This window comes from Streptomyces sp. NPDC043870 (assembly GCF_056435785.1).
Window position 1 is genome coordinate 26,851 of record NZ_JBWKDT010000018.1, and the last position, 21,678, is coordinate 48,528.

26 protein-coding genes are annotated in these 21,678 nt (G+C 68.0%); 9 read left to right on the forward strand and 17 right to left on the reverse strand.

Going from position 1 to position 21,678, the window contains the following annotated elements; all coding sequences use genetic code 11:
* Positions 1-3 precede the first annotated feature (3 nt).
* The 10 genes from AC0699_RS22110 to AC0699_RS22155 all read right to left on the reverse strand — a co-directional run bounded on the left by AC0699_RS22110 (position 4) and on the right by AC0699_RS22155 (position 8,519).
* Complete coding sequence (locus AC0699_RS22110; protein ID WP_478662822.1) at positions 4-294, reverse strand: hypothetical protein; 291 nt, start codon at positions 292-294, stop codon at positions 4-6.
* A 279-nt stretch (positions 295-573) separates the two neighbouring features.
* Complete coding sequence (locus tag AC0699_RS22115) at positions 574-2,367, reverse strand: hypothetical protein (protein WP_478662824.1); 1,794 nt, start codon at positions 2,365-2,367, stop codon at positions 574-576.
* Between the two features lie 224 nt (positions 2,368-2,591).
* Positions 2,592-2,843: a hypothetical protein gene (locus AC0699_RS22120; protein ID WP_478662826.1), complete on the reverse strand. Its 252-nt coding sequence runs from the start codon at positions 2,841-2,843 to the stop codon at positions 2,592-2,594.
* A gap of 290 nt (positions 2,844-3,133) precedes the next feature.
* Complete coding sequence (locus AC0699_RS22125) at positions 3,134-3,730, reverse strand: hypothetical protein (protein WP_478662828.1); 597 nt, start codon at positions 3,728-3,730, stop codon at positions 3,134-3,136.
* 290 nt (positions 3,731-4,020) lie between these two features.
* Positions 4,021-4,317, reverse strand: a complete 297-nt coding sequence (locus tag AC0699_RS22130; protein ID WP_478662831.1) for a hypothetical protein — start codon at positions 4,315-4,317, stop codon at positions 4,021-4,023.
* The gene (locus AC0699_RS22135) at positions 4,314-4,667 is read right to left on the reverse strand and encodes an HNH endonuclease (protein WP_478662833.1); all 354 of its coding nucleotides are present in this window, start codon (positions 4,665-4,667) and stop codon (positions 4,314-4,316) included. The genes AC0699_RS22130 and AC0699_RS22135 overlap by 4 nt, the downstream gene beginning before the upstream one ends.
* A gap of 92 nt (positions 4,668-4,759) precedes the next feature.
* Positions 4,760-5,230, reverse strand: coding sequence for a hypothetical protein (locus AC0699_RS22140; RefSeq protein WP_478662836.1), 471 nt, complete (start codon positions 5,228-5,230; stop codon positions 4,760-4,762).
* A 248-nt stretch (positions 5,231-5,478) separates the two neighbouring features.
* Entirely contained in the window at positions 5,479-6,165 is a 687-nt protein-coding gene (locus AC0699_RS22145; RefSeq protein WP_478662837.1) for an HU family DNA-binding protein, read from the reverse strand.
* The gene (locus AC0699_RS22150; RefSeq protein WP_478662839.1) at positions 6,137-6,637 is read right to left on the reverse strand and encodes a hypothetical protein; all 501 of its coding nucleotides are present in this window, start codon (positions 6,635-6,637) and stop codon (positions 6,137-6,139) included. The genes AC0699_RS22145 and AC0699_RS22150 overlap by 29 nt, the downstream gene beginning before the upstream one ends.
* Positions 6,638-7,190: 553 nt before the next feature.
* Positions 7,191-8,519 (reverse strand): DNA cytosine methyltransferase, encoded by a 1,329-nt coding sequence (locus AC0699_RS22155; RefSeq protein WP_478662842.1) that lies wholly within the window; start codon positions 8,517-8,519, stop codon positions 7,191-7,193.
* A 318-nt stretch (positions 8,520-8,837) separates the two neighbouring features.
* Here AC0699_RS22155 and AC0699_RS22160 point away from each other — a divergent pair, with 318 nt between their 5' ends.
* Both AC0699_RS22160 and AC0699_RS22165 read left to right on the forward strand, forming a co-directional pair.
* On the forward strand, positions 8,838-9,491 hold the full coding sequence (locus AC0699_RS22160) for a hypothetical protein (RefSeq protein WP_478662844.1): 654 nt from the start codon (positions 8,838-8,840) through the stop codon (positions 9,489-9,491).
* A complete protein-coding gene (locus AC0699_RS22165; protein WP_478662847.1) occupies positions 9,488-10,390 on the forward strand; it encodes a hypothetical protein in 903 nt (300 codons plus the stop codon). Before AC0699_RS22160 ends, AC0699_RS22165 begins: the two co-directional genes overlap by 4 nt.
* Before the next feature lie 252 nt (positions 10,391-10,642).
* Here AC0699_RS22165 and AC0699_RS22170 read toward each other — a convergent pair whose 3' ends face one another.
* From AC0699_RS22170 to AC0699_RS22195, 6 genes are all read right to left on the reverse strand, one after another.
* Complete coding sequence (locus tag AC0699_RS22170; RefSeq protein WP_478662848.1) at positions 10,643-11,497, reverse strand: hypothetical protein; 855 nt, start codon at positions 11,495-11,497, stop codon at positions 10,643-10,645.
* Between the two features lie 170 nt (positions 11,498-11,667).
* A complete protein-coding gene (locus AC0699_RS22175) occupies positions 11,668-12,315 on the reverse strand; it encodes a hypothetical protein (protein WP_478662850.1) in 648 nt (215 codons plus the stop codon).
* Positions 12,316-12,402: 87 nt separating this feature from the next.
* A complete protein-coding gene (locus tag AC0699_RS22180; RefSeq protein WP_478662851.1) occupies positions 12,403-13,083 on the reverse strand; it encodes a hypothetical protein in 681 nt (226 codons plus the stop codon).
* A gap of 112 nt (positions 13,084-13,195) precedes the next feature.
* Entirely contained in the window at positions 13,196-13,573 is a 378-nt protein-coding gene (locus AC0699_RS22185; protein ID WP_478662853.1) for a hypothetical protein, read from the reverse strand.
* 206 nt (positions 13,574-13,779) lie between these two features.
* The gene (locus AC0699_RS22190) at positions 13,780-13,998 is read right to left on the reverse strand and encodes a hypothetical protein (RefSeq protein WP_478662855.1); all 219 of its coding nucleotides are present in this window, start codon (positions 13,996-13,998) and stop codon (positions 13,780-13,782) included.
* On the reverse strand, positions 13,998-14,660 hold the full coding sequence (locus tag AC0699_RS22195) for a hypothetical protein (protein WP_478662859.1): 663 nt from the start codon (positions 14,658-14,660) through the stop codon (positions 13,998-14,000). The genes AC0699_RS22190 and AC0699_RS22195 overlap by 1 nt, the downstream gene beginning before the upstream one ends.
* A 265-nt stretch (positions 14,661-14,925) precedes the next feature.
* On the opposite strand from AC0699_RS22195, the gene AC0699_RS22200 reads away from it, so the two are divergent.
* The 5 genes from AC0699_RS22200 to AC0699_RS22220 all read left to right on the forward strand — a co-directional run bounded on the left by AC0699_RS22200 (position 14,926) and on the right by AC0699_RS22220 (position 19,422).
* On the forward strand, positions 14,926-15,345 hold the full coding sequence (locus AC0699_RS22200) for a hypothetical protein (protein ID WP_478662862.1): 420 nt from the start codon (positions 14,926-14,928) through the stop codon (positions 15,343-15,345).
* 208 nt (positions 15,346-15,553) lie between these two features.
* The gene (locus AC0699_RS22205) at positions 15,554-15,973 is read left to right on the forward strand and encodes a hypothetical protein (protein WP_478662864.1); all 420 of its coding nucleotides are present in this window, start codon (positions 15,554-15,556) and stop codon (positions 15,971-15,973) included.
* 195 nt (positions 15,974-16,168) lie between these two features.
* Complete coding sequence (locus tag AC0699_RS22210; RefSeq protein ID WP_478662867.1) at positions 16,169-17,893, forward strand: hypothetical protein; 1,725 nt, start codon at positions 16,169-16,171, stop codon at positions 17,891-17,893.
* A gap of 143 nt (positions 17,894-18,036) precedes the next feature.
* Positions 18,037-18,945 (forward strand): deazapurine DNA modification protein DpdA family protein, encoded by a 909-nt coding sequence (locus AC0699_RS22215; protein ID WP_478662869.1) that lies wholly within the window; start codon positions 18,037-18,039, stop codon positions 18,943-18,945.
* 72 nt (positions 18,946-19,017) lie between these two features.
* Entirely contained in the window at positions 19,018-19,422 is a 405-nt protein-coding gene (locus tag AC0699_RS22220; RefSeq protein ID WP_478662872.1) for a hypothetical protein, read from the forward strand.
* A 489-nt stretch (positions 19,423-19,911) separates the two neighbouring features.
* Here the strand turns inward: AC0699_RS22220 and AC0699_RS22225 are convergent, their stop codons facing one another.
* Positions 19,912-20,112 (reverse strand): hypothetical protein, encoded by a 201-nt coding sequence (locus AC0699_RS22225; protein ID WP_478662875.1) that lies wholly within the window; start codon positions 20,110-20,112, stop codon positions 19,912-19,914.
* Between the two features lie 103 nt (positions 20,113-20,215).
* Between AC0699_RS22225 and AC0699_RS22230 the strand changes: the two genes are divergently transcribed.
* A complete protein-coding gene (locus AC0699_RS22230) occupies positions 20,216-21,445 on the forward strand; it encodes a hypothetical protein (protein WP_478662877.1) in 1,230 nt (409 codons plus the stop codon).
* Complete coding sequence (locus AC0699_RS22235) at positions 21,445-21,657, forward strand: hypothetical protein (RefSeq protein ID WP_478662878.1); 213 nt, start codon at positions 21,445-21,447, stop codon at positions 21,655-21,657. The genes AC0699_RS22230 and AC0699_RS22235 overlap by 1 nt, the downstream gene beginning before the upstream one ends.
* Positions 21,658-21,678 lie beyond the last annotated feature (21 nt).

Genomic DNA, 21,678 nt, shown 5'->3' on the forward strand with positions numbered 1-21,678 from the left:
CGTTCAGGACGCGACGTTCTGTTGGCCGCCGTCCGCGCAGAGTGCGCAGGCCAGTTCACTGAGGCTGAGGTCAGCACAGACGACGCAGTCCTGGTCCCCATCCCCGGCGGGCGGCAGGTTGCTCAGGTCGAGTCCGCATAGTGCCAAGTCCGGCTCGCAGCAGTACTGGTGGGTGATCGCGCTACTCGGCCGCGTCGGCGACGCTGCGGGCGCAACAGCAAGCAGTTCGCCGCGAACGCGCGCGACGACCGTTCGGGTGGCCTGGTCGAGGGCTGCGAGGAACGGGTCCGCCATAGACATGGAGGGTAGCGCGTGCGGGGCAACCGGACTGATGCGACCACTGGCCTGCTCAGCTTGATGCCGTGGTGCTCTGGGCCGCGCGGCAGGCCCGGCATACCGGTTCGGCCTTACTCCCGTACCTGATCGTGTGGCCCTGGCAGCGCGCGCAGGGGCCGATCTGTCGCGGCTGGCAGCCCAGGATGACCGCGGCCGACGACGTGTCCATCTTTGGGTCCAGACGTCTCGGAGCCTCCTCGCTCATGCTTCCGAATCTACTCACGGTGGCTCATTTCTTCAGTTGAGGAGGCCGCGGCGGCGCGGCTTGTGAAGGGGCTCCGGCTCGTATAGAGCGAGCAACACGGCTTCAGCGCGGTCCGGCGACTTCATGCCGCGGGCCTTCATCGCCTTCTTGCTCTCGATCTGGGTGTAGCCGCTCGTGGTCGACAGCAGCTTCGGTGTGGAGAGCTGCGCGGCGGCCTTCCTGTCGACGTGGAGGCGCAGCCGACCGCGGCCGGACGACGGGTCTGGCTGGAGCAGCGACCTGGTTGCGAGCCACATCTCGTCTCGCTTGCGCCACGGCCGCATGACGGCGCCGGGGTCGTCCTGGCTCGGGGACTCCGACACCATGACGCCGACGATCTGCGCGCGGTGCCTTCCGGTCTCGGCCCATCGCTCCAGCATCGAGACGACGCCGTGGCCGATGCCGTTCTGATCGACCTTGACGCGCACTGGGTGTGGCGAGCCGAGGGCGTCCGCCAGGCGCTGCGCGGCGTGGATCTCCTCGAGGACTTTCTCCGCGACGGACACCTGGTTGTCGTTCGCTGCGCCGGCGGAGGCGTGCCGGAACTCGACCGCGTCGCCGACGACCCGGTACACGGTGAACTCGTCGCCGCCGTCCGCGGCAACGTCGACGCCGAGGCGGACCCAGGCGCCTTCGCGGACCGTGTGCTCGGCAGTCTCGCCTTCGAGGCCGAGGTCGCGTAGTCGGTGCCAGCCGTCGCCGGTCGGGTCCTCGTACGCCATGGCGGCCTCGACCCAGCTCGGCGGGATGACGATGCCGCCGCCGCCCTTGGGGAAGCGGGCGTACACCTTGGCGATCACGTACGGGTGGTCGTCGCCGTACGAGCGGATGGTGCGGTCGACCCAGTCCTGGTCGGGCATGTGGTCGGCGAGGGAATGCCGGGCGACGCCTGCGGGGCAGTCGGTGCAGAACGGGGCCAACTCGCCGGTGATGGCCGGGGAGTCGAGCGAGGAGATGGGGATGGTGATGGTGGTCGGCTCGCCCGGGTCGTCGCCCTCGATGCACAGTTCCTCGAACCATGAGGCCGGATCGTCCATCGCGGGGTTGCCGATGGCGAGCATCGCCGCGTGTCCGCCGGTCAGCAGGTTGTTCGTGCCGTGGCCGATCATCGGGGCGATGCCGCCCGCCTCGTCGACGATGAGCAGCAGGTGGGGCATGTGGATGCCCTGCATCGCGGCCTCGTCGTTCGCGGGCGCGGAGAAGCCGTAGGCCGCGACGAAGTCGTTGCCGTACGGGTCGGGCATCTTGTACTGGACGGTGTCGCAGTAGCCCGGCAGTCCGGCGCGCGGCACGACCTTGCGGATGTGCGGCCAGAGCTGCCGCTGCACCTGACGGAAACGGGTCGCGGTGGTGATGCACAGCGCAGTCCCGACGGGATACACGTTGGTGAACCAGACCGCGGCGCGCGCGGCGAGGTGGGTCTTACCGACGCCGAACCCGGCAGGGACGGCGACCCGTTTGTGGTCGACGATCGCGTCGAGCACGGCCCGCTGCTTCGACCACAGGCTTTCGCCAAGGACGTCCTCGACGAAACCGGACGGCGAGTCCCGCCACAGGCCGTACAGGGAGCCGGTGGCGCGCTCGACCTCCGTCATGACGACGGCGCGTTCGCGGTCGGTCAGGTGGTGCTTGAAGGCGTTGCGGCGTTCGGTGATCGGCGCGCGCAGGAGGATGTCTGCGACGTTGGCGGCGTCGCGGGAGATGACGCCGGGCCGGGCGCGTTGCAGCTCGGATGCCGAGGGCGCCACGGGGGCGTGCGTCGGCTGTTCGGGCTGCGTACGGGACATGATCGCGACGGTGCCGCTCGGGCCTCTCTTGTGTCGCGGTCTGGCCGGGGAGCCCATGCCCTGACGCCCCGACCAGACCGCGGGTTCCGGCGCGGTGTGTGACTACGAACCCTCGCTGCCTGCTGGGGTGTTCACGCCGGAGGTTCCCGCTCAAGGCCCGCGCGACTGGGGGGAGTGGTCGCGCGGGCCTCAGCACCTAGTAGTACGTCGGAATCCGAATCTTGTTACACCTGGCTCGGCGGGCTGCCCGCGGGCGCGAGTGGGTGGCCGGAGATTCCGTCCAGGAGCGCGGTGTGCTCCTCGTTCGCCCTGCGCACAGCTTCGAGGATGATCCGGGCCTCGGCGACGGCGACGCCGAGCTCATCGGCGGTCAGCCGGTACCAGGGCGTGGTCTGCACGCCAGCGGCGGCCAGGACCTCGCGGCGGGTCTCGTAGTAGTGGCGGGCCAGGGGCAGGAGGCCGGGCATGGTCTTCATGTCGGGGGGAACGTCAGTTGCCGGATTTTGTGACAGCGAGCCACGGCGCCGAGCCGCCGCTTCGTTGCTGGAGCCTCCCCTACCACCGGATGCCGACGGTGCCTGAGCGAAGCGAAGGCACCGTAACTACTTGATGGTGATGCTTGATGTTCTTACTAAAGGGGCCTGACCTGCCGGAACCCGGACGACCGGAAGCCGGGTTCACCGGCGCCGGATTTTCAGGCCCCGGTCACCGGCGACTGAAAACCCGGCCCCGGTGGTGCTTCGGGGCCGGGCTGGGGTCGGGCGGTTCAGTGGCCGCGGCGGCGCTTCGCGGCGTTCTTCACGTCGCGGACGTACTTCGGGGTGGTGTCTCCCAGCTCGGCGATCCGGTCCGTGGTCCATCCGTAGGGCTCCTCGGTCAGGGCGAGCGCGGCGTCCTGGAGGAACGGCATCGCGGCTTTGCGGCGGGCCGTGGCGACCGACACCGTAGCGGCCAGGGACGGCAGCCGGTCCGCAGCATCCTTGATGTGCGGCAGGCCGGCCTTCTTCGCGGCGGTCTGGCGCTCCTCGGCGCTCATGCGCTCGTCGTCGACGGTCAGCGGCGCGTTCCGCTCGCCGTACAGGGCGATGCGGCGCATCTGCCGGTAGGCGTTGGGCAGCATCCCCAAGACGTTGCCCAGGCCGCGGACGCCGTCGTAGAACCACAGCGACATGGCGGCCTCGTTGCGCTCCTCGGCGTGCGCGGAGATCTCGAGGTCGGCCTGCTGCACGATCTCGCAGGCCCGCTTGAACCGGTCGTCAGGCCGGGGGATCTGGCCCAGCTCGTCCTTGACCTGGCGCTCGGCGTCGGCGCGCAGCGTCTTGTGGTCGGGGACGGTGAGGTTGTGGTGGTGCGCAGCGGGCATGACTGGCCTCCCTCGGGTCGGGCACCGCGCTGGTGCCGGCGAAGGCTGGGGCAACCCCATGCCGACGAACGCCGAAATAGTACAGCGCGAGGCGCGACCCTGTCATTGCGAGCGGCGCGCACCCCTCCTGAACAGGGCAAACCCGAGCCGCCCGAGGAAGATCACCCGCCCCTCGACGTCCTCTGCCATAGCTGGATCGCATGCGTGCGGCGCCTCGGTGAGCGCGATCCGGCCGACCTGCGTGCGCGGCGCTGCCCCAGGACGCAGCACCCCGACTCCGGACAGGCGCCTCACCGCCACCACGCCAGACGCGCGAGACCGCGGCGCGGCTGCACGATCGGCTGGAACTCCTCGCTCTCCTTCGCCCACGGGTCGACTTTGCGGGCCTTGTACTCGGCGCGGGAGCACAGAGCGAACACGGCCCACGTGCGTCTGCCGAAGGTGATGGCGGGCCCGCCGATGCCGTACGGCCGCTCGTTGCGGCTGTAGGTGTAGCCGATCGCGAACCAGATGCCGGGGGTCTTCGTGGTCCAGGTGCCGGCCGACCAGCGGCCGAAGCCAACAAACCGGGACGCCTCGCGCTTCATCGGGCCGCCCCCGTGATCGCGGCGCGCACACCATCGGGGGTGAGGCGGTACACCTGCCCGTCCGGGTACCGGACCTCAACCTCGTCCGGGAGCTGCGGGCGACGCACCTTCCACCCGACCTCGTACGACTCCCGCGGGTTGTCCTCGAACCAGCCATTGCACGGCTCGCAGGCCAGCAGGAGGTTGTGCGCCTGGTTGATCCAAGGCTCCCGAGCCCCGCCCATGCCCCGGTTGACGCGATGATGGATCGTCAGCCGGTACAAGGAGCCGCAGCGCACGCAGCGCCCGCCGTCGCGCTGATAGACCAGGTCCTTCACCGTGTCGGTGGGGCCGGTGCGTCGTCGGGCCACGATCGGTCTCCGTCCTGCCCGGCCACCGGCCGCGGAGTGCGGCCACCAGGAGCGGCGGGGCGAGAGACGGGAGAGTGGACGGCGCCTGGGCCTTATGTCGCGTCCTCCCCGGACGCGCGCGCCAGGGCATCGAGCACCGCCGCGGCGTCGGGGATGGTGGCGAACGAGATGACGACCTCGCCGTGCCCGAGAATGCCGAGGGTGAACTCGAACTGCGCGGCCGACGTCTCGCACTCGTAGACGTACGTGCCCGGTGGCGCGTCGCCCAGCGGTCCGTCCGCGTCATCGAGGTAGGGGAACTGGACCTCGTCGACGGCGCGCGCGATCACCTCGTTGGGGACCTGGCCGAACTCGATGTTGGCGCGGCCTTCGTTGTCGACGCAGACCCGTCCGCCGCCGCGTCCGTCTTCCTCGTACTCCAGGCGGATGTCGTCACAGCCGACGTAGCGCGGACAGTCGTGGAGGTGGGGGAACGCGGTCTTCAGCGCGGCGACGGCCGCGTTCTGTGTCTCGTTCCAGTGCTGTTCCCAGGTGTCGATGGCCTGGAGGACGGCGGGCTGCATGTGGTGCTCCGTTCGATCACCAGGCAGCCGGCCAGCGAGTGACGGCCGTGCGCCCGGCAGGGGTAATGCAACGGGGCAGCATCCCGACCGAAGGGGCTTACGTCGCGGAGACCTGTGGGAAGGACGTCAAACGGCACGTGGCAGCGGTACTTGGAGATGCGGCCATCGGGTCCGCGGCTGACCGGAAACTCCTAGGCGCGCGAGGCGTTCGTCGATCGGCATGCGCGGGCGTTTCGCAGCCCTCCCCTTTAGCGTCGTGCACTCTTCTTGGCCGTGGCCTTCTTTGCGGGTTCCTCCTTCTCTCCCACCTTCTTGACGGATGCTTTCTTGGCGGTGGGCGTCACCTTTTTGGCCGGTGCCTTCTTCGCGGCATCCTTCTTGGCCACGGCGCTCTTCGCCGCCGGTGCTGCCTTCTTTCTGGATGCCGCTTCTGCAGTGCCTGTCAATCTTTCCTTTGGCGATTCTTTCGTGGCCGCTTTGCTAGCCCTCGGTAGCTTCTTGGTCCCGCTCACTAGGTTCTGGAAGCGTTGCGCGGGGCGGAAATGGGGGACGGCGGTCTCTGTGTCGCGCACTCGCTCGCCTGTTTGTGGACTGCGTGCGTACCGAGGTTGGCGCTTCTCGAAAGTTCCGAATCCGGAGATGGAAACACGCTCGCCGTCGGCTACCGCAGTGGCAATCGTGGTGAGAACGGCGTCAAGCGCAATCTGCGCGGTATCCTCTCCGCCCAGAGTCTCGGCAATCGCTGCCACCAATTCAGGGCGACCAACGAAGTTGACGCCTTCCCACGACTCTACTTCCCCAGCAACGCTGACGCCTTCCCATGGCTCTACTTCCTCAGACTCAGGGGAAGTCTCTGTCTGGTCCGGTTGGTTGTCTCTCATGACCATCACATCGGTCTCCGTTCCCTCACCGAACCACAAGAGCAGCTGCGACAACCACCATGGCTTCGATACCCAGCACGACGGCCCCCCACCGATACCAGAAGGCGCGCCGCTTCAGGTCTTTCTCATTGGCTGTGAGCGCTCGAAGCTGGCCTAGGACGATCTGACGGTGAACTTCCCTCTCGCTGCCTTGCTCTCCCTCATCAACCTTCAAAATTCCTGCAGGGTGAGGACCGAATTTCCATTGCTTACTTGGCCACAGGACAGCGAGAGCGCAACCTACGATAACCACCAGGACCGCCATCAGGCTGATCAGGAAAGCGATGGGCAGAGGGTGATCCTTGTTGATGAACCCGATGGCCGCAGCGAAGGATGCGATGAGAGAAGCGACAGTGAATAGGCCCGTTGCGCGGTTGCGAAGGTTTGTCAGGGTGGTGTCTTGTTGGGAGACTTGTTTTAGGGCAGAGTCGTAGGCGAGTTTGAATTTGGCGTCGGAGCCGGTTGCCGCTCTTGCTGCTTCCATCATGGCGCCAAATTTTGCCTGTTGCTCTGCTCGCTTGGCCCTACGGCGAGCGAGCCAGGTGCATGGGTTTAAGCGTTGCCAGCCCGATTTCCAGGGCCCCACCTCTTTCAGGGGTTGCTCGGGAACAGATGCTGGCTCAGTCGCGGGAGCTGTCTTTTGCTGACCTGGCCCAGGCGGCTGTGGATGCTCGCCGGGTACGCCGTTGGTAGCCATGCATGAGTCTCCGTGACGGAAGGGGCAGGGCGGCCGTTATGCGAGCAGAGCGCGACCGTGGCATGTGTGGGAACCCCAACGCCAGACTCCGCCGCCTATTTCTATTATTCAGAAACGTGCCAGCCATGGCTCGCCTGACATGCGTGATCACACTAATACAGCACAGCGGTTCACAGGGCCGGCGCATGTTTCCCCCGTTGAGCCATTGGAGTAGTCCGGATTGCAGGTCGGCCAAGTCTTCGGGCGCAGCACACGGGGATCACCTTGGCCCAAGACCACGAGCGTCAGACCGCCAACGACTGAGACCCGGCCTCCGCAGTGGAGGCCGGGCGCTCGGCAGGGGTCAGACCGCTAGGTCGTACTCGTCGGCCCAAAGGTCTTCGTAGTGGTAGAGGCCGGTGAGGTAGTCACGGACCCGTGGCTCCCAGTCGATGCCGTGTAGCACGGCGAGGACGTACGCGGCGACGGCGGGGCATACGACGTCTCCGGCCTGCTGGAACTGTGATGACCGGGAGCCCCGCCACGGGTAGGAGGCGCGGAAGGATACGAGCGTCCCGGCCTCAGCGGGGGTGAAGCGCCTGCCATCGCGTTCGCGGACCCAGGTGCGCGTCTTGCCGGTAAGGCACCACGACGGCTTGTCGGCGGAAAAGCAGTTCCCGCCCTTCGCGCGGCCGGTGGCCGGGTCGACGGGGCGCTGCCCCCGGGTGTTGATCCGCTCGCCCTCGTCCCAGCCGAGCGCTTCTGCCATCGTCGTGACCGGCAGGGTCTCGGCGGGCGGAGTGATGTCGACCCACTTGTGACGGGAAGCGAGCATGAAGACACGCTTGCGGCGGGAGGCGACGCCCAGGTCAGCGGCCTCCAGGACGGCCCAGGAGGTGCGGAACCAGTCGGCGCACCCGAACTCGACCGAGAGTTCTTCCAGGACCTCTTCGGGCAGGTTGCTGGACTGCTCCATGGCCATCCACGCGATCGGCGCGCCCGCTGCCTGGAGACCGAGCGGCCAGAGGGCGACTTCGAGCATGAGGCCGATGCGCGGGTCGGTGAGGCCGTCGAGCATCGCGCGGACCTCGGCCCAGCTCTGGCCGGAACGCGGGGCGTAGCCCTCGTGGTACCCGAGGTCAGCGCACAGCGGGCAGTCGTCTTCGAGGTCGGGGAACAGCTCGTCGCAGCACACTTCGTCGAGGCGGATGAACCCGGCGGCTTCGCCGACGGCGGCGATGGCTTCGCGGAGGATGTCGATGTTGGCCTGCAGGAGCCCGGCGCGCTTGCCTGCTGTGGAGAAGCTGGGGCATGGCGGGGAGACGATGACGCCGACAACCCACAGCAGCGCGGGGTGCTCGGGGTCGAGCTTGGTCACGTCGGCGCAGATGCGGACGTGGCCGGCGGCGCGGGCCGTCGCGCACGCGTCCTCGTTGATGTCGACGCCGACGACGTCGAAGCGGGTCATGCCGAGGACCGTCTTCAGACCCTCACCCCAGCCGCCGGGCCCGGCGCACAGCTCGATGACGCGCTCCGGCTCGCCTTCCTCCCAGGGGAGCAACCAGCGGCCGGGCCATGGCGCGGCGATCTCGTCGAGCTCGGCCATGACGTGGGCGGGTATCGGGGCGCCGGTCGCCTTGCAGGAAAGGGCGGTGGTGACGACAGACTCTTCGTCCACGGTCAGCTCGGACACTGCGGTTCCTCTTTCAGTTCGGGTCTGCGCCCAGTTGCTCTCCGGGCTGTCGGCGGTTGCTCTCCGCCAACCAGACAAATAGTACAGCAGACGTCACGTGAGGTCTATTTATGCAGCTCGCAGTTACTCGAGTGACGTCCGTTGTGGGGGTGTCCTGTCTCTGTGATGTCCGGGCAGGCTCGGAGATCTCCGGGCATCTGCGTTGACGTCTCAGTCATCTCCGGGCATTTGGTGGGGGTGTCTCGGTCTTCTCCGGGCTGAGCAGCGAGCGACTGGACGGGAAAGATGAGACGCTCGACCGCCGACTAGGCTTGCGTCATGGCAACGGACCCGCACGCGGATGAACTGCTTTTCTGGGCACTGGAGTCGACCGCAGGCGACACCACGTGCTGGCTCAGGATCGACCGGTGGGCCCCTGCGGACTCGCCGACTGATCCTTCAGGCGATGTCGCGCAACGGGCCGTCTCAACTCTTATGGCACAGGAGTTGGTCACCGGCAGGCGAGCGATCACCCATCAGGTTGTGGAATTTTCCCTGACACCTGCAGGAGTACGGGAAGCGGAACGCCGGCGTGAAGCGGTCGCCAGCCGCCGGGCACGTCTGGAGTATGCCGAGAATGCCATCCTGAACTGGGTGTTCGAGACAGCCTCCCCTGGCCGTCCGGTGGAACTCATTGACTTCATCGGCTGTCCAGCAAGCTTCTTCTATGGCGACCGGCTCACTGCGGAAGAGATCACCGAAGCCACGTCGAGCCTCGTGGGTCTGCGCATGTTGGCCACGACAGGCGGTCCGCTGACCGGAGCCTGGCTGGAGCCGGAGGGCCGCTCATGTGTGATGTCTGGCCTGCCTGTCAGGGAGTACCTACGCGGGAACGGCGTCCAACTCGTCCAGCACATCCATTCTGGCGGCGTGGGTGCTCAAGGCGTCGACGTCACTCAGCACCACGGCGACCAGAGAAACAGAGCGCTATGACCGCCGAGTTCTACTCGTATGCCCTGCTGATGTGGCTTACCGACCGCACCGGCCGGGACACCTACCAGCTGGTCAACATCGATGAGTTTGCCGACGTCGAGCACTTGCCACTGCAGCAATCGGAGGAAGCCAGACGCCTTTTGGAGGAGGCCGCCCGGCTCCTTGAGCGGTCTGGGTTCGTCACACTAACGGTCACGTTCGGCCCCACTCTCCATGCTCGGCTTACCTGGGATGGACTGCGGGCGGCCGATGACATCGCTGCGAAGCGCCGTAGTCGCGCGGCCCGACTCGACCATGTGCTCGGCGAACTGGTCAATTCAGCTGACGAAGATCCAACCGGCACGGTGCGGCTGGACCAGTTCATCGCCACTGCGGTCTTCCTGGGCGAGCACATGACGATCGACGAAGTCCTGCGTGCTGCTCAGTATCTCCACGACCATGGCCTGGCCACGGTCACTATCGGTGCAGGTCACCAACCAGAAGCGTTGATACTGACATCGCGCGGCATCGACTGCGCGTTGTCCGGGAAGAGAGTGAGGCAGTTCGTGAGCGAACAGAGCACCCCCGCGGCGGGCCCCGTATTCAACCAGTACAACTCGAACGGCGGCACTGGAGCACAGGGTATGCACGTCGTTCAGCACGTGGGTGTCCAGCCCTCGCAACTCGCCGATCTCATCCGCCAACTGCGCGAAGTGGCCCCCCAACTTGAACTCGATGAGTCTCAGCGCGACAGCTTCATCGAGGACATCGAGATCTTGGACGACTCCAGCCAGGATGCACAGGTCCGGCTCAGCGCCGGGCAACGCCTCAGGGCAGCACTCGCAGAAGGCGGCACCCGAGTCGGATCCGCGGCCGTCCTCGCTGGCCTGGACCGCATCGTCGCGATGATCACGGGCTGAGCACCAAGACGCTCGTTGGCCATCACAGCGAAGTGCCTGCTACGGAAGCGCGCACCCGAGCTTTACCCGGACTTGTTTGAGACGGATCGCCACGGCCCGTCTCAAACAAGTCCGGGCACCGCAGGTCAGCGCATTCCCCTGCCCAGACTTGTCCGAGCCAGGACAGGGGGAAAGCGAGGGAGTGTCGACGGGGTGGAACGGCATCCGGGGTGCCCCTCGGCGTGAAGGGGCACCCCAGACGGGCGGGGCAGGTCAGCGGGCGAGGAGCGGGGCGAGGTGGACCAGGTGGTCGACGCCAACCCCGTGCAGCTCGGCGGTCACGTGCGTGGTGTCGCGGACGCGGGCGATCGGGTCGGCGGGCGGGGCGACGTACCCGAACGGACCGGTCGCTGCGCCGAAGCTGAGCCCGCCATCGTCGAGCTGGTCAACGGGCGTGAACTGCACCAGGTGCGCGGCCACACGGCGCCCCAGCCTGCTACTCACGTCGCGCATCGGGAACCTCGGCGTGAGGGCGGGGCGCTCCGGCAGGAACTCCTCCAACACCTTCTCAGCGACCGCCACTTGGCCGGTGACAGACAGGTCGCACGCAGGGTTCGCGCCGACGAGCGTCACCGCATACCGCGCTACTCGGCCGCCCCACGTCAGGGTGTGGCTGTTCGGCCGGACGCCGACACGGTTGTCCGTCACCGCCCCGTGGGCGCGCAGCGCGTCACCGATCGCGCTCAGGCTCCACAGCCGGGAGTGCGCGGCCTCGGGGACGGACGGGTGGGCGCACGTGACGGCGCTGATCGCGTCGTCCAGGCGCGGCAGGACGAGCCGCAGGATCTCGCGCGCAACGGGCTTCGGCGCCAGCCGGTCGGTGGACAGGTCTGGCTCGTACGGCTCGCGGCCGGGCGCCTGCCACGCGATCTCGGTGCGCGCGTAGTGCTCGGCGATGATCAGCGCGCCGTGCCGCCCGTCCTGGGTGAGGCGCGCCGCAGGGCGGGTCGTCCACCACGCCGCGTACGGAGCGGCAGTCCAGGCGTAGCCCCGGCGGTGCGGCAGGTGCTCGGCGACGCGGTGGGCGAGTGCCGGCGCAGCGGTCACGGGGGCAGGGACAGTTGCCATCTGGCGGTTCCTTCGGGTCTTCCGGCGTTGCTCTCGCCGGGGAGTGGACCGGCAGGGGACGGCTTGCGTCGCGCTCTGCCGACGGAATTCGGTTCGGGTCAGTGGGGCCGGTTGCTCTCCGGCCCCGAGGGGCCCCGGCCGTGCAGCCGGGACGTGGTGCGGGTGGCTGGTCAGTCGCGGAGGCTGCGCACGGTGTCGGCGACGAGCGACGCGAGCGCGGGCAGCCCGTCAGCAGCGGACACGCCCGGCAGGTACCTGCGGCTGCCGCTGTCCGAGTCGTCGGCCAGGTACAGGTCTCCGTCGGTGGAGGGGTCTCCCTCGGTGTCGACGAGCAGCAGGTAGCCGGACGCCTCGTCCTGGTACTGGAGGAAGGCGCCGACGCCCCACGGGGTGGACTCGGCGTGCCAGTCGGGCCCGAGGAGCTGCACGGCGGCGCGCCCGATGTCGGAGACGCTGAACGGGTACTCGGTGCCCGGCTCCGGCATGTACCGGCCATGGTCGTCGTGCGGCAGGAACCTGGTGTGCGCCTTTTCGAACGCCACGATCGCGTCCACGATGATCGCGACGGCGGCACGGCGGATGGGGCGGCCGAACACGAGCGGGGCGTCCACGGCCGTGCCCACCGCGTCGACGGCCCCGTCGAGCTGCCGCGCCGCGTCCTTCCAGGCGCGGCTGTGCTTGGCGCGGGCCGACGCGTGGGCCTGCATAGGGATGAGCCGCTGGACGAGCATGTTGGCGGCCGAGTACCGGCGGCGGGGGAAGGTGGCGAAGACGCCGTACGCGGCGCGGGCCTCGGTCGCCAGCGGGGTGGTGTTCATTGGGTTTCCCTTCGGGGCTGGGCCGGTTGCTCTCCAGCCCGGGTTGAGCGGGGCGCACCGGTGCGGTGCGCCCCATGCAGGTGTGGGTCAGGCGCGGTTGGTCTGGATGGCGGGGCAGTCGTAGGCCCAGCAGTCGCAGACCATGACGTCGGCCCAGCTCTGGCCCGTGCCGCACTTGCAGACGGCCCATTCGCGGACGCTGAACCGGATGGTGGAGCCGCCGCAGGCGATGCACTTCAGGTGCAGCTCGGCGACGCGCGCCTGGTTGCAGGGGCGGCGGTTGTCGACGTCGACGGCACCTTCGAGCCGCTTCCACTTCGCGAGGAGCGCGAGCACCGCGCGGAACCAGCGCTCCGTGTCGGAGTCGGCCGCCTCGGTGTCGCCGTGGAGTCGTTCGAGTTCGGCGCGGAGCGCGGTCTCCTCGGCGGCGTCCCGCTCACTTGGCGGGAGAAGCCGCGGCAGCGTGGGCAGTGGGGCGGCGGTCAGCGGCGCGGTGATGTACTCGATCACCTCGTCCGGGAGACGGCTGTCGGGGTGCATGTTGATCAGCTCGCGTGCGTCGCCGAGAGCCCGCCACATCTCCATGAAGGGGGCGTTCGTGGTGCCGTCGTAGGCATCGCACGCGGTGGCGGCGGCGTCGAAGTGCGCCGCGATGAAGTGGAGCGCGCGGATGGTCTCGGGGGCGGCGAACCGTTCGCGGGCGACAGCGGCGGCGGTGCGGGCGCGAGCGACGGCAGAGATCTGGAGCGGGTGTGCGGCGTGCTTCACGAGGGTTTTCCGTTCGGGTCTGGGCCGGTTGCTCTCCGGCCGAAAGGTGGGGGGCGTTCTCTTCGGTGGGCCGGGGCACGGAAGGGCGCGCCCCGGCGGGGGCTTGTGTCCGTCAGGCCGCGAGGGCGGCGCGGATCGCCTTGTACTCGGCCTTGCGCGGCTTGTAGTTCGCGACGATCTGCGCGACCTGTTCGGCGGTGTAGCGGTAGACGGTCACGGCGCGGCGGGCGCGGCCGTTGAGGGTGCGGCGGATGCGGGCGGCGCGGCCCCGGATGCCTGCCTTGCGGGCCTGGGTGCGAAGCGCGTCGGTGGCACCGGCCACGATGTCGAGCGGGGCGCCGGTGGCGATGACGTGGGTGGCCAGTGACCGGGGGCCGGTGCGGACGCGGCGGGCGGCGGTGGCGGCGGCGCGGCGAGCACGGGCCTCGGTCCGGTTAGCGCGAGCACGGTTGCGGATCACAGCGGCGGCGCGACGGGAGTTGGCGGACATCGAAGTCCCCTTTCGGTTCGGGTCTGCGTCGGCGGTTGCTCTCCACCAACACGAGAAATAGTACAGCACGCGTCGCGCTGGGTCTAGTTCGGCACCGGCGAACGGCCTTGAACGGGTTGCTTTTCTGCGGAAAATGTCGGGTGGTGCGTGCCCGACTAGGTCTCGCCCATCGGTAGATTCGACGCGTGCTGTCCTCGCCGTGTGGTTCAGAACAGGGCGTCGGGCTGCGGTTCCTCAGTCCGTGTCCGACGGGGCGCGGCCTGGCGGGCGGGCGGTACCTCGTCCCCGAATAGGGCGGCGGTGCCGTACGCGTCAGGGGCGGCCGGCACCCGGGCACCTGCCCGCGCGGCGCGCTCGTCGATGAGGGTGAGCGGCGCGGACTCGTCGAACTCGCCGCGCCCCATCCGGCTCCAGTCGCTGCCCATCAGTTGTTCGCCGCCGTCCCGGCGTTCAGGTCGATCACGGTCACCTGGCCGTCGTCGCCCGTCACCTCCAGCTCCGGGGGCCACGCGTCGTCGGCGTAGCCCTTGAGCTGTTCGTATGCGAGGCGCGCGGCCTCCTGCGGGCTACTCGCCTCGAAGTCGGCGGACCACATGACGCCGTAGGTGCGCACGGGCGATTTGGTGTCCTGGGCCGCTTCGGCGGCCGCCTGGGCGCTCTCCACGGTCTCCGCTCGGATCACGGCCATGGGCCGGTTGCTGAAGGCGATGGCACACGGCTCCGCCTCGAACTCCTCGGTGGCGGGTTCGGAGGGCGACAGGCACACGTACCTCCAGCCGATGTCGGCGACGCGAGCGTGGTTCTCCATCGTCCACGCGTCGATGTCGTCGCACTCTTCGCATCCGTTGCACGGGCAGTCGGCGATGGCGTGCGGGATGGAGGTGTACGGCGTGGGGATGTGTCCAGTGGTGCCCTTGTCGGTGAATTCGGCGATCACGAGATCACCGGGCTCCACGTGGCGGGCATGGACGGCTATCGCCTGGTCGAGGGTAAGCCCGTACGGCAGGGGCTCGTAGTCGGGGTCATTGGTCGGCCGGTCGTCGAGATGGAACGTGGCGGTGCCGTCGACGAGAGTCAGCGCGCGCATGACGAAGTCCCTTTCGGTTCAGGTCGGTTGGCCTGGTTGCTCTCCGGGCCGGTGGTGCACTCCGTAAGCTACACACCCCACGGAGTAAAAGTACAGCGAGCGTCGCACCTCCCTTTCGTTGGGTGTGTTCGCGCTTCCCATTCACGACCTAATGGCCTGGGCTTCACAACGCAGCGACATGTGCTGTACTATTCATGTGGGCGGAGAGCAACCGCCGACAGCCCGGAGAGCAACCGGGCGCAGACCCGAACCGAAAGGCACACCCATGCCCGTCACCCTCGACAAGAACCCCCGCGCCTTCACCGTCCTCATGCAGGACGGCACCGTGCGCGGCGTCACCCTCACCCCCGAGGCCGACGAGGACCGCGAACTCCTGAACTTCGACGCCTACTGGGGCGACTGCCTCGACGTCTTCGAGGTCACCGCCGTCGACGGCTACGCCGCCAGCATCCGCGCCATCGCCGCACACGACCGCGCGACCGCTATCGAGGACTACATGGACCGCGTCGGCGTCACCTACGGCGCTGCCCGCACGGTCTACCGGGACTGCCGCACATGGGCCCGCGCACTCACCCCCGAAGGCCGCGCCTCCTGGCTCACCGACGTCCTCAAGAGCTACGCGCCCCTCAAGCACTTCGCGCTCATCGAAGCCATGCGCGAGAACGGCGAGCCCACCACCACCTGACCGGCCCGCACCGCCCGCCCCACCCCGGCGGGCGGTGCGACCCGCCGTACGCACCGACCAAGCGCGGTGCCGGCGCCGGGCTCGCCGGTCACACCCGCCCCACCACGCGAAACAGCGTGAACCAGCGCGCCCTTACGCGTGCGCGCGCGTAGAGACCGCTCGAAACCGCTCAAAACCTCGTCCACTCATCCCTGGAGGACCTTTTCCGATGACCTCTCCAACGACCGCCGATGACCTGACCGTGGCGCACGTGACCGTCACGCTCGACCAGTGGGAGCGGCCCGTCATTGTGCTGCCCGACGACGTCGCTGCACGGCTGGCCGCCTCCTCCCGCACGGACGTGAAGGACTACGGCTACTGCCACTTTGAGTCCCGCCGCTTCGACGCCGACACGTACGAGACGCGCGCCATCCGGACGCTCTTCGAGGCCGTTCTCGCCGCGCACCCCGACGAACAGGGCCTTGGCCAGTACGAGCGGTTCGGCACCGGGTACTTCTACGGCTGGATCGTCGGCGCCTCCGGCTGGGACTCGGACGCGCGCACCTGGAAGGACTACGACGCCACCAAGCACCTGCACGTGCACGGCATCCACCTGCACCACGACGGGCGCAGCCACTTCGGTTCGTGACGCGCTCGCCCATCCGGCAGCCCTGCCGCTGCACCCGCTCAACGCCGCGCCCACCCCTAACTGGGGGTCGGGTGTCGGCCAGCTTCCGTGATCTCCCCGTACGCCGTCAGCGACCGCTCATAGGCTCTCTGGCTGCGTACGGGGCCCAACCCCCGGTCTGGTCACAGGCCAGACCCCGCACACGTTGAGGTTCCCGTGAGTACACCTGCCAGCACTCTTGCCCATCGCTCCGCGTTCGCTGTCTCCGACGCGGACACGCTGCTCGACACCGTCCGATGGGTGTCCGGGGCGTGGCTGCGGAAGAAGTTCCCGCATGCCGCCGTGCAGCTCGGCACCGGACAGCACGCGCTCGACGAGTCGTCCCTTCTCCTGACGCAGGCAGCGTACGACGACCAGGGCTCCGAGTACGCCACCCGCATCCAGCTCCGCGAGGACAAGGCGGAAGCCACTTGGCGCACCACCGTGACGGCCGCCCGCTCCACCGCGGGCGACGGCGGCACCGTGAGCGTCGACCTAGAGTGCTTCCCGAACACCACACAGACCTTCCGCACCAGCAAGCCGAACCTGATCCGCACCCTCGTGGCGGAACTGGAGCCGCGCGACGGGCTGTCCCGGCTGAGCGTCAACCCGCTGCGCGTCACCCACGACCGCGTGCACTCGCTCGTCGACGTGCTGTGCGACCCCGGGCGGCAGATGCCCGCCATCGTCGCCGCACGGCCCACCCAGGCCGATCCTCTGTGGTCGGAGCGCGTAGCCGACACCGTGCGGAACGTCGCCGGGGACGCCTCCACGTACCTGCTGTGGGACCTGGCTGCGGTGGACGCATTCCGCCAGGCGATCGGCTACGACCACCGCGTCGGTCCCGGCTCGGTGCGCACCTTCCTGCCGATGGTCGACCCGGCCTGGGCGGCGGACGCGTCACGGCACCGGATCATGGTCTCCGCCCGCTGGCTGGACACGGCAGATCAGACATGGCGCAGCGTCGCCCGCCGCGTGCACGCGCTGGCCCTGGAGCGGCCGCTTACCCGGCAGCTCTCCACCGTGGCGTTCCTCGACCGCGTCGCCGAGCAGCACCGGCAGGAGCGCCGCGAGTCCATGGACAAGGCGCGGGTGCTCGCCTCCATACCGGCGCAGCGCACGGGCGAGCAAGACGAGAAGCTGCGTGCCGAAGTGGCTCTACTCACCGGGCTGTTGGAGCAGGCCGACAAGGAGCTGTCCGAGCTGGGGCGCAGCGCCGATCTGGCCGAGCGGGCGAACACGTCGACACGGGACCAGCTTCAGGTCGTCATCGCCGAGCGGGACAACGAGATCGAGGACCACCTGACGACGCTGGACGCGTTGCAGCAGGCCCGAGCCGAGGCGGACCGGCTCCGGCTTCTGCTGCTGCGCCAGGGCCGCTCCGAAGAGGTGGCCGAGGTTGCCGAGAGTCTGCCGAGCATTCCCGTGTCCTTCGAGGAGCTGTGGGAGCGCCTGGAGGGGCTGGGGAACCTGACGGTCACCGCAGATCCGCGGATCGCGCTCCGTCTCGACGAGCACCCCATGTCCCGCACGTGGGCGGCAAAGGGGTGGACAGCTCTGGTCTCGCTCGATTCGTACGCCGCGGCGGCACGCGACGGATTCCAGGGCGGCTTCTATCAGTTCTGCACCACCCCGCCCGCGGGCGCGAGGCCGTACCCGATCAAGCAGGTGTCGATGGTGGAGAGCGGGCCCACGATGGAGAAGTACGGGCACGAGCGGCTGTTCCCGGTGCCCGGCGGGGAGCGCGTGGAGATGCAGGCGCACCTGAAGCTCGCCGCCCGCGGTCGGATCGCGCCGCGCGTGTACTTCCTGGACGAGGTGAAGGGCGCGCGGGACGGAAGTGCCGGCCGCCTGGTTGTCGGGTACGTGGGCCCGCACTTGACCAACATGATGACTAACTAGTTCAGCAGCACAGCGCGCAGCACGACGGGACCGAACCACGCGGGTTTTCCAGGGGTCACTAGCCCACGTGTGACGCGTGCTGTACTATTTTGAGTGTTGGCGGAGAGCAACCGCCACAGACCCGAACCGAAAGGGACTCTCTCGTGCAGTCCGTCGCACTCTTCGATATGCCCGCCTCCGCGGTAGTCGCCCCCACGCTACCGCCGGGCCCCGTCGACCCCGGCCGCACCTACCTCCAGTACGGAGAGGCCGACCGCTGGAGCTACCTGGGCACGCACCAGCCGTCATGGCTGGAACGGCCCGAGTTCGGCGGCAGCATGGCCGTACCGCTGTGCGTCTCGCACCGCCGCCTCGCCGGTCGCCGCAGACTCCCGCGCGCCGTCACCTCTTGGATGCTGGACTCCGGCGGATTCACGGAACTGAGCCTGTACGGCCAGTGGACCGTGCCCCCAGCCCAGTACGCGGCCGCCGTCCGCCGGTACGCCGACGAGATCGGCGAACTGGAGCGCGCGGCAATCCAGGACTGGATGTGCGAGCCCCAGATCCTCGCCAAGACGGGCCAGACGGTCTACGACCACCAGTGCCGCACGGTCGCCTCGTACCTCAACCTGATGTGGCACGACGACGAACTTCCGTGGATGCCCGTCCTCCAAGGTTGGACGCTCGACGACTACCTCCGGTGCGTCGACATGTACGCCTCCATGGGCGTCGACCTCACCCTTGAACCCCTGGTCGGACTCGGCTCCGTATGCCGACGGCAGTCGACCAAGGAAGCCGTCCGGATCGTCGAGACCCTGTACGGACTCGGCATCCGCCTGCACGGCTTCGGCTTCAAGGTGACCGGCCTGCGCGAGGTCCACCACCTGCTCTACAGCTCCGACTCCTTGGCGTGGTCGTTCAACGCCCGCCGCCACGCCCCGCTGCCCGGCTGCACGCACAAGACGTGCTCCAACTGCTCCAGGTACGCACTCGCTTGGAGAAACCGGCTCCTGGCCTCCCTGTCCGACTGGCAGCAGGACAGCGCCGTCTCCCTGCTCGACCTGGCGGCCTGACCGCCCCGCCGGGGCGCCCGTTCGCGCCCCGGCCTCCCTTCTCCTCCACCACTCCCGAAAGGGCTCAGCGCCATGATCGCGCCGTTCCTGTCCACGTTCCTGCCCGACACCCCGCGCAACCGCGAAAGCCTCGCCGCCGCCTGGCAGCGCATGCTCGAACTTGCTTACACCACCCGCACCAAGCCCGTAGACGAGCCTGACGGCTGCACCCGCAGCCGATGCGCCGGAGTCCACGAGGGCTACCCGGGCAGCGAACACCGATGGAGCCTGCACTGCAGGTTGTGCGCCGTCGACATCGAGGTCTTCTACAGCCACATGCGCGAGCGCCAGGGCAAGAACCCGGCCCCGCCCCGCCGCCACAAGGGCTGCAAGTTCTCCGGGCCGCACCGCGCCAATGTGCGCGCCGCCCGCTACATCGAACTCGGCCTCGCCGTCCCCGCCTGGGACACCGACGCCCGCGCCGCACTCGCGGCCTGACCGCCCGCCGGGGCGCGACGCAGACCGCCGCGCCCCGGCACCCTCCCCGCCCCCGCCCGCACCTTCCCGACGAGGACACCGTGAGCGCCCAACTGACCCTGTTCGCCGACGCCCCCGCCCCGAGAAGACGGCCGCCACTGCCGGCACGATCAACCCGATCACGTGCAAGCAGCACCCGGGAGACCAGTACGCCGTACGCACGATCCGCCACAGCAACGCGGTGATCCGCAGTCATCCGCAACCTCGGTGACCGCATCGAGGAGGCCCGCGTCAACGGCTGGCTCGGCGAGGTCCAAGGACTCCAGACCAGCCTCGAAGCCGCGCGGAACAAACTCGCCTCGCGCGACCGACTCGCCCGGAATCGGACGCGGCACCGTAAGCCTGGGAATGCCGATCATCCCAGGAGAAGCACGATGAGAGCGCTGACCCTGTTTATCCCGCGCACTACGCGTTCTCGGTTGTGCACTTCTGGTCACCGGACTGACCGCCCTAGGGGCCCAGCCCGAGGAAGCTGAAGATCGCGATCGCGGTGCCCGTGGCGAGTGCGAAGGCACCGCCCGCCCGCATGGCACACGTTGCCCACCTGGCCCCGGTGGCACGGGTGAGCCATCCGCACACCAAACCGACGATGAGGCCGATCAACAGCGCGATGATGACCAGCGCCACAGCTATCCCGACCTTGCTCCCCATGTGACACCTGCCGAGCTCGTTGGTGACCTTGCTCTCCTAGCCTTCAGGGCGTGAGCGCGGCAGTCTGGTTAAAACCGTGCAGAGTTTGCGACGGGAGGTTCACGTGGACAGTTCGACCTGGCCTCGACTCCGCATACTTCACCGGCAGATGTATGTTGACTTGGTCCGCGCCTATCTTGCTGATTACGGAACGCAGAGGGAACTTGCGCGGGCGCTTGACGTTAAGGACGCATACGTATCCTTCATGTTGGAGCCGTTTCGGCTTCCTAGCGCAGAGCGTAGGACCCCGGAAGAAAAGCGGCGATATGCCTACTGGGGCGACTCTCAGGAGATTGCCCTGGATGAGCTTTCCAATGTCTTGAAGTACATGAAGACGCCGTCCCAATTGCGGGCAAGGCAGATAGCGGAAAGTTTGTGCTCGAATAGAGAGCGACGCGAGGTCCTCTATCATCACATGAGGATGGCGGCAGCCCGTAGTCCGAGCTCGCCGGAAATATTGACGGCGCCGCTGAGGGGGGATGAGGTCGCGCAGGCAATGAGGCTGATTGGCGACATCCATGCTGTTGCGCTTCACGCGACAGACCCTCAGGACACTGCGAACACGTACTCCCAAATGTGGATCTCGGCTCGACCTATTATCGAGAGGGTGGATCCTGTTGATTTCCCTGTCGAGCATGCTCAATTTCTTCTGTATCTACATGATGCGGCATCTGTCTTGAACCGGCATGACCTTGCGCTTGGGTACGCCCGCCGCGCCTCGCTTGTACTCGGCACTGGCGGCAGCGAACGCGGATCTAGAGACCTTGTCGAGCGATTCAGGGCGAACGCGCTATTTGCTGAAGTCGTCACACTCAACAATCTCGGCCTTCAAATGAACGCCACGGAGACGTCCGAGCGAGCGGGGAAGGCGCCGGGATACGAAGGCTGGAGGCGATCTTTCCTCGACGAATCTCTGAGGTCTATGGCCGGAATGCCCAGAATGAGGATTAGTGATGCAGAGAGGCAGGCCGACGAAGCGTGCAATCTGGCCGAATCGATGATGCCGCAAAGGACCGGAATAGAGTGCAGACTATTGGACAACTATGTGGCTCGGTCCAGTATGCGAAGGGCCGGGCGACTAGCAGAGCGCCTGACCGGAGTGGACAGATCTAAGCTCAGCCCGTTGTATGCTGTCAGGCTTTCGCGGGCGTTGGCGCGCTATCACTCTGCGATGGGGGATATAAGGACGGCGGAAACTTCTCTGGTAGATGGGCGTGCCATCGCGGCGTCGGCGAATCTCGTGCATCAGACTGAGGAAATCGACCGCCAAGTCGACCGACTTGCGAGGAGATAGTGCATACCCGCGTCCTCTCCGACGCTCCGCACCTCGGCGACCACGAGGTCCTGGTCCGGTGGGCGACGTCGGAGGAACTGCAGGCCCGCAAGCGGACCCAGGCCGAACGGCAAGCCCCGCTCGTCGCGCTGCTGCGCAAGCAGGCCGCCACCGAAAAGGCGGGCGCCGAGCGGCAGGCCCTCGAGGACGCGGGCCAATCCGAGTTGTTCTAACCCTCGCAGCCGGGCGGTGTC

Coding starts and splice junctions, on each gene's coding strand:
- AC0699_RS22120 (WP_478662826.1), bottom strand. CDS start 2,843: ATGAAGACCATGCCCGGCCTCCTGCCCCTGGCCCGCCACTACTACGAG.
- AC0699_RS22165 (WP_478662847.1), top strand. CDS start 9,488: ATGACCGCCGAGTTCTACTCGTATGCCCTGCTGATGTGGCTTACCGAC.
- AC0699_RS22150 (WP_478662839.1), bottom strand. CDS start 6,637: ATGATGGAAGCAGCAAGAGCGGCAACCGGCTCCGACGCCAAATTCAAA.
- AC0699_RS22220 (WP_478662872.1), top strand. CDS start 19,018: ATGATCGCGCCGTTCCTGTCCACGTTCCTGCCCGACACCCCGCGCAAC.
- AC0699_RS22195 (WP_478662859.1), bottom strand. CDS start 14,660: ATGCGCGCGCTGACTCTCGTCGACGGCACCGCCACGTTCCATCTCGAC.
- AC0699_RS22110 (WP_478662822.1), bottom strand. CDS start 294: ATGGCGGACCCGTTCCTCGCAGCCCTCGACCAGGCCACCCGAACGGTC.
- AC0699_RS22190 (WP_478662855.1), bottom strand. CDS start 13,998: ATGGGCAGCGACTGGAGCCGGATGGGGCGCGGCGAGTTCGACGAGTCC.
- AC0699_RS22200 (WP_478662862.1), top strand. CDS start 14,926: ATGCCCGTCACCCTCGACAAGAACCCCCGCGCCTTCACCGTCCTCATG.
- AC0699_RS22205 (WP_478662864.1), top strand. CDS start 15,554: ATGACCTCTCCAACGACCGCCGATGACCTGACCGTGGCGCACGTGACC.
- AC0699_RS22225 (WP_478662875.1), bottom strand. CDS start 20,112: ATGGGGAGCAAGGTCGGGATAGCTGTGGCGCTGGTCATCATCGCGCTG.
- AC0699_RS22170 (WP_478662848.1), bottom strand. CDS start 11,497: ATGGCAACTGTCCCTGCCCCCGTGACCGCTGCGCCGGCACTCGCCCAC.
- AC0699_RS22115 (WP_478662824.1), bottom strand. CDS start 2,367: ATGTCCCGTACGCAGCCCGAACAGCCGACGCACGCCCCCGTGGCGCCC.
- AC0699_RS22175 (WP_478662850.1), bottom strand. CDS start 12,315: ATGAACACCACCCCGCTGGCGACCGAGGCCCGCGCCGCGTACGGCGTC.
- AC0699_RS22125 (WP_478662828.1), bottom strand. CDS start 3,730: ATGCCCGCTGCGCACCACCACAACCTCACCGTCCCCGACCACAAGACG.
- AC0699_RS22160 (WP_478662844.1), top strand. CDS start 8,838: ATGGCAACGGACCCGCACGCGGATGAACTGCTTTTCTGGGCACTGGAG.
- AC0699_RS22140 (WP_478662836.1), bottom strand. CDS start 5,230: ATGCAGCCCGCCGTCCTCCAGGCCATCGACACCTGGGAACAGCACTGG.
- AC0699_RS22185 (WP_478662853.1), bottom strand. CDS start 13,573: ATGTCCGCCAACTCCCGTCGCGCCGCCGCTGTGATCCGCAACCGTGCT.
- AC0699_RS22130 (WP_478662831.1), bottom strand. CDS start 4,317: ATGAAGCGCGAGGCGTCCCGGTTTGTTGGCTTCGGCCGCTGGTCGGCC.